Here is a 13,712-nt window from a genome sequence, read left to right as displayed (position 1 = left end):
AACCCTAACCATCAGGTTGAATCAGGAGGCCACACGCATGGACAAAGTCATCATCATCACCGGGGGCAGCCGTGGCATCGGCGCCGAGACCGCATTGCTGGCTGCTCGCGAGGGCTACCGTATCTGCATCAACTACCAGTCCGACGAAAAAGCCGCCCATAGTGTGCTGGAACAGATTCGCGGCCTGGGTGCCCAGGCGATTGCGGTGCGTGCGGATATCAGCATCGAAGATGAAGTGATCGCGCTGTTCAGTCGCGTGGATGCCGAACTGGGCCGTGTCACTGCGTTGGTGAACAACGCTGGCACCGTAGGGCACAAGTCGCGGGTCGATGAGATGTCTGAATTTCGCATCTTGAAGATCATGAAGACCAACGTGCTCGGGCCGATCCTGTGCGCCAAGCATGCGGTGCTGCGCATGTCACCCAAGCATGGCGGACAAGGCGGCAGTATCGTCAACGTGTCGTCGGTGGCGGCGCGCCTGGGTTCGCCGGGTGAATACGTCGACTATGCGGCCTCCAAAGGCGCGCTGGACACCTTTACCATCGGCCTGTCGAAAGAGGTGGCGGGCGAAGGGATTCGCGTCAATGCGGTGCGCCCCGGCTATATCTTTACCGACTTCCACGCCCTCAGTGGTGACCCGGACCGCGTCAGCAAACTGGAGTCGGGCATTCCCATGGCCCGTGGCGGGCGCCCCGATGAAGTGGCGGAGGCGATTATCTGGTTGCTGTCGGATAAGGCTTCCTACACCACCGGGACGTTTTTGGATTTAGGCGGCGGGCGTTAACGATTCGATCTTCAGGTCGCCAGACTGCGCAGCACTTCATACCCTTGGCGGGAAAAGGCGGTGAGCAGCCCGGCTTCTGAGTTTTCTACGCTGCCATAGCCACGTTTGTCGAAACCATCAATGCGGCCGTTGCGGCTATGACTGCCATTGAGGACACGATCGTCCACGTTGTCGATGAACCGCAATACTTTGTCCAAGTCGCAGGCTGCATCGGCCCTGGCCTCGGGGTCTGGATTGGCGTCAGTCCAGTCGCCGACCTGCTTCATAAGGTCATCACTGATCTGGTAATGATCGCGCCCTTCCAGGAAGTGTTTCATTACCGGGCTTTGCTCGATAATCCGGTCTGCCGAGCGATGGTCAGCCGTCGGGCGGCCAGCAGGTCCTGTCATCTCGCGTAGTTGATTCTGCTCGGCCGCATGCATGTAGTGGGGTGGGATGGGCAGCAGTGCGTGGCGGCCAGGTGTGGATATGCTCACGGAAAACCTCCAAGTTGAACCAGGGATAGCACACTTCGCTATTTACGAAGAGTGTGCCTTGTGTGTGGTTTTTTCCCATGTTGGTTCCGGCCTAGAACGACCGCACAATCCGCCCCAGCGTTACCATCGCCTGCTCCGACGCCTCGGTCCACGGGCTGCCATAGTTCAAGCGAATGCAATTCCTGAAGCGCTGGGTTGCCGAAAATATTGGCCCTGGCGCAATGCTGATGCCTTGCGCCAAGGCCATCTGGAACAGCTTCAGTGAGTCAATTTGCTCCGGCAATTCCAGCCACAAAAAATACCCGCCGGCCGGCTGGCTGACCCGGGTCTGTGCCGGGAAGTAACGGGCGATGGCCGCCAGCATGGCGCTTTGCTGTTCCTCCAGCGCATAGCGCAATTTACGCAGGTGCCGGTCGTAGCCGCCGTGTTGCAGGTAATCGGCAATGGCCGCCTGGGCCGGCATCGAGGGGCACAACGAGGTCATCAACTTCAAGCGCTCGACCTTCTGCGCATAGCGCCCGGCCGCTACCCAGCCGACGCGGTAACCCGGGGCCAGGCTCTTGGCAAAGGAGCCGCAGTGCATGACCAAACCTTCGGTATCGAAGGCTTTGGCCGGTTTCGGCGCGTGTTGCCCGTAATACAACTCTGCATAGACATCATCTTCGATCAGTGGCACTTGATGGCCGCGCAGCAGTTCCACCAGCGCCTGTTTCTTGGCTTCCGGCAGGGTGGCGCCCATGGGGTTCTGGAAGCTGGTCATGGTCCAGCAGGCCTTGATCGGGTAGCGCTCAAGGCTTTGCGCCAAGGCGTTGAGGTCGATGCCATCACGCGGGTGCACGGGGATTTCCACCGCTTTTAGCTTCAGGCGCTCAAGTACTTGCAGGCAGGCATAAAAGGCCGGCGCTTCAATAGCGACCAGGTCGCCCGGCTCGGTCACAGCCTGCAGGCACAGGTTCAGCGCTTCGAGGGCGCCGTTGGTGATCAGCAGTTCTTCCATGGGCAGCATCAGGCCGCCGACCATGTAACGCAGGGCAATTTGCCTGCGCAGTTGCGGGTTGCCGGGGGACATGTCGGTGACCACCAGGCGGGGGTCCATCTCGCGGCTGGCACTGGCCAGGGAGCGGGCCAGGCGCGGCAGCGGAAACAGCATCGGGCTGGGGAAGGCCGAGCCGAAGGGCACGGTGTTGGGGTCCTTGATGGAATCGAGCACCGAGAACACCAGTTCGCTCACATCCACCTCTGTGGACTCATGCACGTGCTCGCTCACCACTGGCTCGGAAAACGGACTCGGCGCATGGGTGTTGACGAAGTAACCGGAACGCGGTCGTGCGCGAATCAGGCCGCGGCGCTCCAGCAGGTAGTAAGCCTGGAACACCGTGGACGGGCTGACGCCGTAGGTCTGGCTTGCATAGCGTACCGACGGCACCCGCTGGCCGGGCCCGAGGACGCCGGAGCGGATCAGTTCTGCGATGTCATCGGCGAATTTTTCGTAGCGTTTCATGGAAACCTTAAACAATTTCAGCGTGGGGACACTGGCATAAAATGGGCCCTCGGCGCGTTCAAAACGCAGACCTCAGCGGTTCATCGGCGCCACGAAGCGGCTGTCGGCAGCACTGTAGATCCACGGCTCGTCCACATCTGTGACTTTGAATCGCAGGGTTTGCGAACTGCTCGCCGGTTTGTCTGCCAACAACGCCACCGACACGGGTACATCGCTGATTTCCCCTGGCGCCAGGCTGATCTCGGTCTTGCCTTGTAACTGGAAGCCGTCGGCCTCGACCAGCTCCAGACGGTAGTCCTGGCGCTGCTGGGTCTTGTTGATGACCTTGAGGCTGTAGATGTTTTCGATCAGTCCCTGGCTGTTTTCGCGGAACATGCCACGGTCCTTGGTCACGTCGAGCGACACCATCGGCCGCCCCACCAACGCCATGACTAACGCGCCAATCATCACCAGCAACACAGCACTGTAGCCGATCAGCCTCGGCCTGAGCAGGTGAGTCTTGCCACCTTGCAGTTGGTGTTCGGAGGAATATCTCACCAGGCCACGGGCATAACCCATTTTGTCCATGATCGAATCGCAAGCGTCGATGCAGGCCGCGCAGCCGATACATTCCATCTGCAGGCCGTCACGGATGTCGATGCCGGTGGGGCACACTTGCACGCACAGCTGGCAGTCGATGCAGTCACCGAGGCCGACGTCGGCAGGCGTCACCTCACGTTTGCGTGGCCCGCGGTGTTCTCCCCGTGCCGTGTCGTAGGAGATGGTCAGGGTGTCTTTGTCGAACATCACGCTCTGGAAGCGTGCATACGGGCACATGTGCATGCACACCGCTTCACGCAGCCAGCCAGCATTGAGGTAGGTGGCAGCGGTGAAGAACAAGACCCAGAACAGGCTTACACCGCCCATTTGCCAGGTCAGCAACTCCAAGGCCAAAGGGCGAATGGGCGTGAAGTAACCGACGAAGGTCAGCCCGGTGAGCACGCTGATGCCCAGCCACAAAGTATGTTTGGCTGAGCGTCGCACCAGTTTGTTCAGGCTCCACGGCGCCGCTTGCAGCTTGATGCGCTGGTTGCGTTCGCCTTCGGTGACTTTCTCACACCACATGAACAGCCAGGTAAACGAGCTTTGCGGACAGGTGTAGCCGCACCACACGCGGCCGGCGAACACGGTGATAGCGAACAAGCCGAAGGCGCAGATGATCAGCAGTGCCGACAGCAGGATGAAGTCCTGTGGCCAGAAGGTTGCACCGAATATGTGGAATTTGCTTTCGGCCAAGTCCCACAGCACCGCTTGGCGCCCACCCCAGCTCAGCCACACAGTCCCGAAAAAGGTCAGGAACAGCACAGCGGCGCCGCTTACGCGCAAGGTGCGGAACAGGCCGCTGAAACTACGGGTATGGATCAGGTTGTCGCTCGATTTGGCCTTCACCTTCTTTGGGTGTATGGGCTCAAAGGTTTCCACGGTTGGGATTCTTTCGCTCATGGTCATTCGCTCATCAGCCTCCATCAGGCGAATGAACTATGCACGGCGCTCTGTTTGCATAACAGGCTCAGCTATGGCGATAAAAAGCGGATCAGATTGTGTACGCCCGCAGGCCTGCGACGATCTGCTGCACCCGGTGGCGCCTGGAGTGCAGCGTTATTGAGCGGGTGCTGATACAGATCAATTAAATCACCGAATCACTGTCGGTCGCCTTCAGGTGTCTGCGCCCGTCTATGGCGCCGGCGACGGTCAAGGCGTCGGCCTCGGCTTCGGTGATGTAGATCCGTTCCTCATTCAACACCACGAAAGACATGGCCTTGAGGCTGTCGGTACTCACCGTCACTTCAGGTGTGGGCAGGCTGCATTCCGGGCCGATTTCGTCGACCTTGAAGTAGCACGTCTGGTTGTCAATGCGTACAGGCATGGTGATGTCCTTTTCCATAGGCGTGGGATCGTTAGGGTTTGCGGTGTGGCCAAGCGTTCAAGGCAACTGACTGGCGGTCGCCGCTGTCCATCTGTTTACCAACCCTGAAAAAGGAGCGCTTCCATGGACGCCTGGTGGCAAGACGTGTGGCAAACCCTGCACGCTGAATTCGCCGACATTGGCGATGCCAAGCAACTCACCCAGATTACCGTGCGCCTGCTGATCGCCGCGATCCTGGGCGGCATTCTCGGCTTTGAGCGCGAGCACAAGGGCAAGGCGGCGGGCGTACGTACCCACATGCTGGTGGCATTGGGCGCGGCATTGTTTGTGTTGGTGCCACAGATGTCCGGCAATCAAGCCGATGCCATGAGCCGGGTGGTGCAGGGGGTAATCGCGGGGGTAGGGTTTCTCGGTGCTGGCACGATCCTCAAAGGCAAGGAAGATGAGGAGGGCCAGTATGTCAGAGGCCTGACCACCGCTGCCGGCCTGTGGATGACCGCTGCGATTGGCGTGGCTGCCGGTATGGGACGCGAATCGACAGCAGTGCTCAGTACGCTGTTGGCCTTGATGGTGTTCAGTGTGATGCCTCGGATCGTCAGAGCTTTCGAGAGCAATGATGATCATCGATCAGGCTAATAGGTGCTTTTCTTTCACCTGGCCGAATATCGTTGCAACCAATGCGGGCTCGCCTCGGTTGCCTGAACTCACCAGAACACTGGCGTTATTGGCGCGCGAGTATTTCACGTGTATTTCGCCGCTGGCGCCCGATAGCTGGTTGACGCACTGCAGCGGTTTAGTGAGTGGCCTGCGAATACCGGTGACGTCGAGTTTGTCTCGATCAGTTACGAAGTTGTTGATTTCGCAGGGGGGCAAGGGTGGATTCGACCATCAGGGGCCGCTCGTGGCCTGTGGTTCGACAGCCAGCAATATGCTGACCTCACGAGCGGACGCTGGACGGGCGAGACGTGCGTCAAAGGACGACCGGCGGCTCGCTTGTTGGGGGTTCCTGCACCGGCGGCGGCTCATTCTCAGGGGGTTCCTGTTCAGGAATCGGCGGCGCCTCAGTCGGCGGCAGGCTCGGGTCGTCAATGTTGGGGTCAGGTGTTTCAGCCGGAATCGGGATATTCATCGGTATGGCCTCCTTTGTGCTTTGCTCTATCGGTGGACAACCGCCGGGGAGTTTTGATTCCCCCCGCTCAATGGCGACATATCCACCTGAACTTTTCCACGGGCAGCAGGTTCGGACCTATTACGGCCCTGCTCAGGGAGAGTGCTGCCGTATCAGAATTCGGATCAAGCAAAGAGCGTCCACAGGGCGTAAGGGGAAGATGCTCGATGACTGCTGAAACACTCGCTCCAGATGATTCTTTATTGCCACTGTCCCAGGCGCTGTTGTTGCCCAGGATTGCTATCGAAAGCACCGCGCCCGTGATCGACGGCGGCGAATTTGCGGTAAAGGCGGTGGTTGGCCAACGCGTCAACGTCACCAGCAAGGTGTTTGCCGATGGTCATGACACGCTCGCCGTGCTGGTTCGCTGGCGCCCGCTGCAGGATGAAAGCTGGCACAGCGTGGTCATGGCCGACGTGGGTAACAATGGCTGGGAAGGCGCGTTTACTGTGACCCAGCAAGGCCCCCACGAATATTGCATCGAAGCCTGGATCGATACGTTCGCCAGCTTCTGCTACGAGTTGCGCAAGAAGCACGAGGCCGGGGTGCCGGTGAGCCTGGAGTTGCAGGAAGGCCGCAGCCTGGTGTTGCAGGCGGCCGAGCGCAGTGACAATGAACTGCGCGAGCGTCTGATGCTGTTGCACCACGAACTGTCCGGCCTGCTGGAAACCGAGCAGGTCGCGCAATTCCTGCACGAAGACAGTGCGCACTTGATGACCCAGGCCGACCATCGCGCCTACTTAAGTGTCAGCCCCGCCTATCTGATTGATGTCGAGCGTGAGGCTGCGCAGTTTGCCAGTTGGTACGAGTTGTTTCCCCGCTCTATCACCGACGATCCTGCACGCCACGGCACCTTCAACGATGTGCACTCACGGCTTTCGATGATCCATGACATGGGCTTTGACGTACTGTACTTCCCGCCCATCCACCCGATTGGACGCAGCCATCGCAAAGGCAAGAATAATTCCCTGACGGCGGGCCCGGATGACCCAGGCAGCCCGTACGCGATTGGCAGTGAGGAGGGTGGCCATGAAGCCATTCACCCACAACTGGGCAGCCGTGATGACTTCCGGCGCCTGGTCAAGGCCGCCGCTGACCACGGCCTGGAAATCGCGCTCGACTTCGCGATCCAGTGCTCCCAAGACCACCCGTGGCTTAAACAGCACCCTGGCTGGTTCAACTGGCGCCCGGACGGCACGATCAAATACGCGGAAAACCCGCCGAAAAAATACCAGGACATCGTTAACGTTGATTTCTACGCTGCCGACTCGATCCCGAGCCTGTGGACAGAGCTGCGCGACGTTGTGGTGGGTTGGGTGGAAGAGGGCGTGAAGACCTTTCGCGTCGATAACCCGCACACCAAGCCGCTGCCATTCTGGCAATGGCTGATCAGTGATGTGCGCGCCAAGCACCCGGACGTCATCTTCCTGGCCGAGGCGTTTACCACGCCAGCGATGATGGCGCGCCTGGGCAAGGTCGGGTACTCGCAGAGTTACACCTATTTCACCTGGCGCAACACCAAGGCGGAACTGAGCGAATACTTCGCGCAATTGAATGACTCACCGTGGCGCGAGTGCTACCGGCCGAACTTTTTCGTCAATACGCCGGATATCAACCCAGGCTTCTTGCATGAGTCGGGCCGCTCGGGCTTTCTGATCCGCGCCGCGCTCGCCACCATGGGCTCGGGCCTGTGGGGCATGTATTCGGGTTTCGAGCTGTGCGAAGCGGCGCCTGTGCCGGGCAAGGAAGAGTACTTGGATTCGGAGAAGTACGAGATCCGCCCGCGCGACTTCACGGCGACCGGCAACATCATTGCCGAGATCGCCCAGCTCAACCGCATTCGTCGTCAGAACCCGGCGTTGCAAACGCACCTGGGCTTGAAGCTCTACAACGCTTGGAACGACAACATCCTGTACTTCGGCAAGCGCAGTGAAGACGCCAGCAATTTCGTTCTCGTCGCCGTCAACCTTGACCCTTTCAACGCCCAGGAGGCGCATTTTGAGTTACCGCTGTGGGAAATGGGCTTGCCCGATGATGCCCAGACCCAAGGCGAAGACTTGATGAGCGGCCATCGCTGGACCTGGTACGGCAAGACCCAGTGGACGCGCCTTGACCCGCAGATGCCGTTTGGCATCTGGAGAATCACCGTTTCCTGAGCCCGGCGACGTTCCAAGTGTGGCAGGGGAGCAAGCCCCGCTCCACATTGATCCGGTTTAGTTCGCAAGATTTCTCGAATTTTCAGGAGTATCCAATGGCGAAGAAACCCAAGGCTGCCACCTTCATTAAAGACCCGCTCTGGTACAAGGACGCGGTGATCTACCAGGTTCACGTCAAGTCCTATTTCGACTCCAACAACGACGGCATCGGTGATTTTCCTGGGCTGATCGCCAAGCTCGACTACATCGCCGACCTGGGCGTGAACACCATCTGGCTGTTGCCGTTCTACCCCTCGCCACGCCGTGATGATGGCTATGACATCGCCGAATATCGAGGTGTGCACAGCGATTACGGGACCCTGGCCGACGCCAAGCGTTTTATCGCCGAAGCCCACAAGCGCGGGCTGCGGGTTATTACCGAACTGGTGATCAACCACACCTCCGATCAGCACCCTTGGTTCCAGCGCGCGCGCAAAGCCAAGCCAGGTTCGGCGGCAAGGGACTTCTATGTGTGGTCCGACGACGACCAGAAATACGACGGCACCCGCATCATCTTCCTCGACACCGAGAAGTCCAACTGGACCTGGGACCCGGTCGCCGGCCAGTACTTCTGGCACCGGTTCTATTCGCACCAGCCGGACCTCAACTTCGATAACCCGCAGGTGATGAAAGCGGTGCTGTCGGTGATGCGCTACTGGCTGGACATGGGCATAGACGGCCTGCGCCTGGATGCTATCCCGTACTTGATCGAGCGCGACGGCACCAACAACGAGAACCTGCCGGAAACCCACGATGTCCTCAAACAGATCCGCGCCGAGATCGACGCGCATTACCCGGACCGCATGCTGCTCGCTGAAGCTAACCAGTGGCCGGAAGACACGCAGCTGTACTTTGGCGACAAAAAAGGCGATGACGGCGATGAGTGCCATATGGCGTTCCATTTTCCGCTGATGCCGCGCATGTACATGGCCTTGGCCCAGGAAGATCGCTTTCCCATTACCGATATTCTCCGTCAAACCCCGGAGATCCCCGCCAACTGCCAATGGGCGATCTTCCTGCGCAACCATGATGAGCTGACCCTGGAAATGGTCACTGATAAAGAGCGCGACTACCTGTGGAACTACTACGCGGCTGACCGCCGCGCGCGGATCAACCTGGGCATTCGTCGGCGCCTGGCGCCGTTGGTGGAGCGTGACCGCCGCCGTGTGGAGTTGCTCAACAGCCTGTTGCTGTCGATGCCGGGCACACCGACCCTGTATTACGGCGATGAAATCGGCATGGGCGACAACATCTACCTGGGCGATCGCGACGGCGTGCGCACGCCGATGCAGTGGTCTATCGACCGTAACGGTGGCTTCTCACGCGCCGACCCGGCCAGCCTGGTGTTGCCGCCGATCATGGACCCGCTTTACGGCTATCAGTCGGTCAACGTCGAAACTCAAGCCCAGGACCCGCATTCGCTGCTGAACTGGACTCGGCGCATGCTCGCGGTGCGCAAGCAGTCCAAGGCCTTTGGCCGTGGCAGCTTGAAAATGCTCTCGCCGAGCAACCGCCGCATCCTGGCTTATACCCGTGAATTCACTGGGGAAGACGGGCGTACTGAACTCATCCTGTGCGTGGCCAACGTGTCGCGCAGTGCCCAGGCCGCCGAGCTGGACTTGTCGGCCTTTGCGGGCATGGTGCCGGTAGAGATGCTTGGCGGTAATGCATTTCCACCGATCGGCCAACTGAATTTCCTGCTGACCCTGGCGCCGTACGGGTTCTATTGGTTCGTGCTGGCGGCGGAAAACCAGATGCCAAGCTGGCATGTGGAGCCGGCGCAAAGCATTCCGGACTTCACCACGCTGGTGCTGAAAAAACGCATGGAAGAGTTACTCGAAGAATCCTGCCGCACCACGCTGGAGCAGACGTCGCTACCCGCCTGGTTGCCCAAGCGTCGCTGGTTTGCCGGCAAAGACACGGCCATCGACAGTGTGCGCATTGCCTACGGCGTGCGCTTTGGTGACCCGCAGCACCCAGTGCTACTCAGTGAGATCTTGGTGAGCAGCGGTGGTCAGGTTAATCGCTATCAACTGCCGTTCGGCTTTCTCGGGGAAGACCAGTTCACCAGTGCCTTGCCGCAGCAATTGGCGTTGGCCCGTGTGCGCCGTGCGCGTCAGGTTGGCTTGGTGACTGATGCGTTCAGCCTCGAACACTTTATCCGCGCGGTCATTCAAGGCTTGCAGGCTGGCACAGTGCTTAACACCCGCGACGGCGACCTGCGCTTTGAGGCCACCGCGCATCTGGCTAAGTTGCAATTGAGCGAGGAGTCGCAGGTGCGCTACCTCGCGGCCGAGCAGTCCAACAGTTCGGTGGTGGTGGGTGAGAGCCTGGTGCTCAAACTCATCCGTAAAGTCGCCGCCGGAGTGCACCCGGAGCTGGAAATGAGCGCCTACTTGACCGCAGCCGGTTACCCGAATATCTCGCCGTTGCTGGGTTCGATGATTCGCCGTGATGCCCAAGGGGAAGACAACCTGCTGATGATCGCCCAGGGCTATCTCAGCAACCAGGGGGATGCCTGGTCCTGGACCCAAAACAGCCTGGAGCGCGCGATCCGCGACGAACTGGCTGAAGCCATTTCCGAACAGGAGCAACACTACAACGCACTGGGCGAGCTGCAAGACTTCGCCGGTCTGCTCGGCCAGCGCCTGGGTGAAATGCACGTGGTGTTGGCGGCGAAAACCACCGACATGGACTTCAAGCCGCAAACCACCACTCTCAAGGACACCCAGGCCTGGGCCAAGGATGTCGGCGCGCAGATCGACCGTGCGCTGGACTTGCTCAAGCTCCATCAAAACCTATTGAACCCAGCCGATCAGGCGCTGGTCAGTGAATTGCTGGCACAGAAAAAAGCCATCGGCAGTCACGTCCAAGCTTTGGCGAAAGCCACGGCAGGCGGCTTGCGGATTCGTGTCCACGGTGACTTGCACCTGGGTCAGGTGCTGGTGGTCAAAGGCGATGCCTACTTGATTGACTTTGAAGGCGAACCGGCGCGCCCGCTGCATGAACGGCGCGGCAAACACAGCCCGTACAAAGATGTGAGCGGCGTGCTGCGCTCGTTCGATTACGCGGCCGCCATGGCCTTGAATGTGCAAGGGGTGGATCACTCGCCCGAAGCGGATATCGCCCGCAAACGCGTGACCGACCGTTACCTGGGCGAAGCGCGTGAGGCATTTACCCAGGCTTACCATCAGGCGACGACTACACTGGCGCATGACTGGCAGGATGCCAAAGGCCAGAGCGCCGCGCTAACGTTGTTCAGCCTGGAAAAGGCTGCGTACGAAGTGGCCTACGAAGCGGAAAACCGCCCGACCTGGTTGCCGGTGCCGTTGCAAGGTTTGCACGGCCTGCTCAGCGGGCTAACACCTATATCGAAAACTGCACGCGGTGGGGAGACGTCATGAGCTTTACAAATAAAGAACCGCTGCAACCGAAGTTGACTGCAATGCCGGCGCCAAAGGACATCGAGGCACTGGTTCGCGCCGAGCACCCTGATCCGTTCTCGATTCTGGGGCCACATGATGACGAGCACGGTGGGCAGTTTATCCGCGCGTTTCTGCCAGAGGCCTTGAGTGTTCAAGTATTGGCGCGCGCCAGCGGTGAGCCGATCGGCAGCCTGGAAGCGACCCAGGTGCCGGGCTTGTTTGTCGGGCATTTCGCCACTCGCCAGGGTTACCTGCTGAAAATCCAGTGGGCCGGCGGTGAGCAGATCACCGAAGACCCTTACAGCTTCAACCAATTGCTCCTCGGTGAAATGGACCTTTACCTGTTTGCCGAAGGCAATCACCGTGACCTCGGCAGTTGCCTGGGCGCCCAGGTGACCAGCGTCGATGGCATACAGGGCGTGCGCTTCGCCGTCTGGGCGCCAAATGCTCGGCGTGTGTCAGTGGTGGGTGATTTCAATATATGGGATGGCCGTCGCCATCCGATGCGCTTGCGTCACCCATCGGGAGTGTGGGAAATCTTTATCCCGCGCTTGCAGCCCGGTGCGGCCTACAAGTATGAAATTCTCGGCGCCAACGGGATTTTGCCGCTCAAGGCCGACCCGATGGCACTCGCTACCCAACTACCGCCGGACACCGCCTCGAAAGTCGCCGCGCCGTTGCAGGTGGACTGGCAAGACCACGAGTGGATGCAGACGCGTGCCGACAAGCAAAAGCCCACGGCGCCGCTGTCGATCTATGAATTGCACGTGGGCTCCTGGCAATGCGAGCTGGACGAGGCCGGCGAAGTGTCCCGTCAGTACGGTTGGCGCGAACTGGCCGAGCGCTTGATTCCGTATGTGCAGCAATTGGGCTTTACCCATATTGAGCTGATGCCGATCATGGAGCACCCGTTCGGCGGCTCATGGGGCTACCAGGCGCTGTCGCAGTTCGCACCGAGCGCGCGTTTTGGTTCACCGGAAGATTTCGGCTTTTTCGTCAATGCCCTGCACCTGGCCAATATCGGCGTGATCCTCGACTGGGTGCCGGCGCATTTCCCGACCGACACTCACGGTTTGGCCCAGTTCGACGGCACCGCGCTGTACGAATATGCCAACCCGCTCGAAGGCTTCCACCAGGATTGGGACACGCTGATCTACAACCTGGGCCGCACGGAAGTGCACGGTTTTATGCTGGCCTCGGCGCTGCACTGGCTTAAGCATTTCCATGTCGACGGTTTACGCGTGGATGCAGTGGCTTCAATGCTCTATCGCGACTATTCGCGCAAGGCTGGGGAGTGGGTGCCCAATCGCTATGGCGGTCGTGAGAACCTGGAAGCCATCGACTTCCTGCGCCACCTGAACGATGTGGTGGCCCTGGAAGCAGCGGGCGCGTTGGTGATTGCCGAAGAATCCACGGCGTGGCCGGGTGTCAGCCAGAGCACCCAGCAAGGTGGCCTGGGCTTTAACTACAAGTGGAACATGGGCTGGATGCACGATTCGTTGCATTACATCCAGCAAGACCCGGTGTATCGCGCTCATCATCACAATGAGCTGAGTTTCGGCCTGGTCTATGCCTGGTCCGAGCGTTTTATCCTGCCGATCTCTCACGATGAAGTGGTGCACGGCAAACACTCGTTGATCGACAAGATGCCCGGTGACCGCTGGCAGAAGTTCGCCAACCTGCGGGCCTACCTGAGCTTCATGTGGATGCACCCCGGCAAAAAACTGCTGTTCATGGGGTGCGAATTCGGCCAATGGCGCGAGTGGAACCACGACCAGCAACTGGACTGGTACCTGCTGCAATATCCCGAACACCGGGGCGTGCAAAAGCTGGTTGGCGACCTCAACCGCCTCTACCGTGAAGAGCCCTCGCTGCACGAACAGGATGATGCGCCTCAAGGCTTCCAATGGTTGATTGGCGACGACGCAATTAACAGTGTTTATGCCTGGTTGCGGTGGAGCAGGGACGGCAAGCCGGTACTGGTCGTCGCCAACTTCACCCCGGTGCCACGTGAAGCCTATTGCGTGGGTGTGCCGATTGCCGGGCGCTGGAGCGAGGTGATAAACAGTGATGCCGATACGTACGCTGGCTCCAATTACGGTAATGGGGGAGAGGTGTTTACCCGAGATGAACCGCACCATGGGCAACCGGTGTCGCTGTCGTTGAATTTGCCGCCATTGGGCGTGTTGATCCTGCGGCCGGAACTGCTTTAAAGGCTCTATCATGGCGGATTCTGTTGTCCGCGCTACTGGCAGGG

11 protein-coding genes are annotated in these 13,712 nt (G+C 59.7%); 5 read left to right on the top strand and 6 right to left on the bottom strand.

Annotation, left to right across the window (positions count from 1 at the left end):
- The first annotated feature begins 37 nt into the window (after positions 1-37).
- Positions 38-784 carry an SDR family oxidoreductase gene (locus FW764_RS23220; RefSeq protein ID WP_446435906.1) on the top strand — a complete coding sequence of 249 codons (747 nt, stop codon included), beginning with the start codon at positions 38-40 and terminating at the stop codon, positions 782-784.
- A gap of 11 nt (positions 785-795) precedes the next feature.
- On the opposite strand, the gene FW764_RS23215 is transcribed toward FW764_RS23220, so the two are convergent.
- The 4 genes from FW764_RS23215 to FW764_RS23200 form a co-directional block, all read right to left on the bottom strand.
- Positions 796-1,260 carry a hypothetical protein gene (locus FW764_RS23215; RefSeq protein ID WP_446435905.1) on the bottom strand — a complete coding sequence of 155 codons (465 nt, stop codon included), beginning with the start codon at positions 1,258-1,260 and terminating at the stop codon, positions 796-798.
- 91 nt (positions 1,261-1,351) lie between these two features.
- A complete protein-coding gene (mapR, locus tag FW764_RS23210) occupies positions 1,352-2,761 on the bottom strand; it encodes a GntR family transcriptional regulator MpaR (protein ID WP_446435904.1) in 1,410 nt (469 codons plus the stop codon).
- Positions 2,762-2,833: 72 nt separating this feature from the next.
- Complete coding sequence (ccoG, locus tag FW764_RS23205) at positions 2,834-4,243, bottom strand: cytochrome c oxidase accessory protein CcoG (RefSeq protein WP_446435903.1); 1,410 nt, start codon at positions 4,241-4,243, stop codon at positions 2,834-2,836.
- Positions 4,244-4,427: 184 nt separating this feature from the next.
- Positions 4,428-4,667, bottom strand: coding sequence for a DUF3203 family protein (locus tag FW764_RS23200; RefSeq protein WP_446435902.1), 240 nt, complete (start codon positions 4,665-4,667; stop codon positions 4,428-4,430).
- A gap of 123 nt (positions 4,668-4,790) precedes the next feature.
- Here FW764_RS23200 and FW764_RS23195 point away from each other — a divergent pair, with 123 nt between their 5' ends.
- Complete coding sequence (locus FW764_RS23195; protein WP_446435901.1) at positions 4,791-5,303, top strand: MgtC/SapB family protein; 513 nt, start codon at positions 4,791-4,793, stop codon at positions 5,301-5,303.
- On the opposite strand, the gene FW764_RS23190 is transcribed toward FW764_RS23195, so the two are convergent.
- Both FW764_RS23190 and FW764_RS23185 read right to left on the bottom strand, forming a co-directional pair.
- On the bottom strand, positions 5,295-5,540 hold the full coding sequence (locus FW764_RS23190) for a M10 family metallopeptidase C-terminal domain-containing protein (protein WP_446435900.1): 246 nt from the start codon (positions 5,538-5,540) through the stop codon (positions 5,295-5,297). The two genes, FW764_RS23195 and FW764_RS23190, sit on opposite strands and share 9 nt — an antisense overlap.
- Before the next feature lie 97 nt (positions 5,541-5,637).
- Positions 5,638-5,796 carry a hypothetical protein gene (locus tag FW764_RS23185; RefSeq protein ID WP_446435899.1) on the bottom strand — a complete coding sequence of 53 codons (159 nt, stop codon included), beginning with the start codon at positions 5,794-5,796 and terminating at the stop codon, positions 5,638-5,640.
- A 206-nt stretch (positions 5,797-6,002) separates the two neighbouring features.
- Between FW764_RS23185 and FW764_RS23180 the strand changes: the two genes are divergently transcribed.
- The 3 genes from FW764_RS23180 (at position 6,003) to glgB (ending at position 13,668) form a co-directional block, all read left to right on the top strand.
- Positions 6,003-7,991: an alpha-1,4-glucan--maltose-1-phosphate maltosyltransferase gene (locus FW764_RS23180; RefSeq protein WP_446435898.1), complete on the top strand. Its 1,989-nt coding sequence runs from the start codon at positions 6,003-6,005 to the stop codon at positions 7,989-7,991.
- A 95-nt stretch (positions 7,992-8,086) separates the two neighbouring features.
- Positions 8,087-11,434, top strand: coding sequence for a maltose alpha-D-glucosyltransferase (gene treS, locus FW764_RS23175; RefSeq protein ID WP_446435897.1), 3,348 nt, complete (start codon positions 8,087-8,089; stop codon positions 11,432-11,434).
- Positions 11,431-13,668, top strand: coding sequence for a 1,4-alpha-glucan branching protein GlgB (gene glgB, locus FW764_RS23170; RefSeq protein WP_446435896.1), 2,238 nt, complete (start codon positions 11,431-11,433; stop codon positions 13,666-13,668). The genes treS and glgB overlap by 4 nt, the downstream gene beginning before the upstream one ends.
- Positions 13,669-13,712: the final 44 nt, after the last annotated feature.

The sequence above is a fragment of the Pseudomonas sp. 1152_12 genome (genome assembly GCF_052850675.1).
The sequence above is the reverse complement of the archived record's forward strand: the minus strand, read 5'-3'. Positions and strand labels throughout refer to the sequence as shown.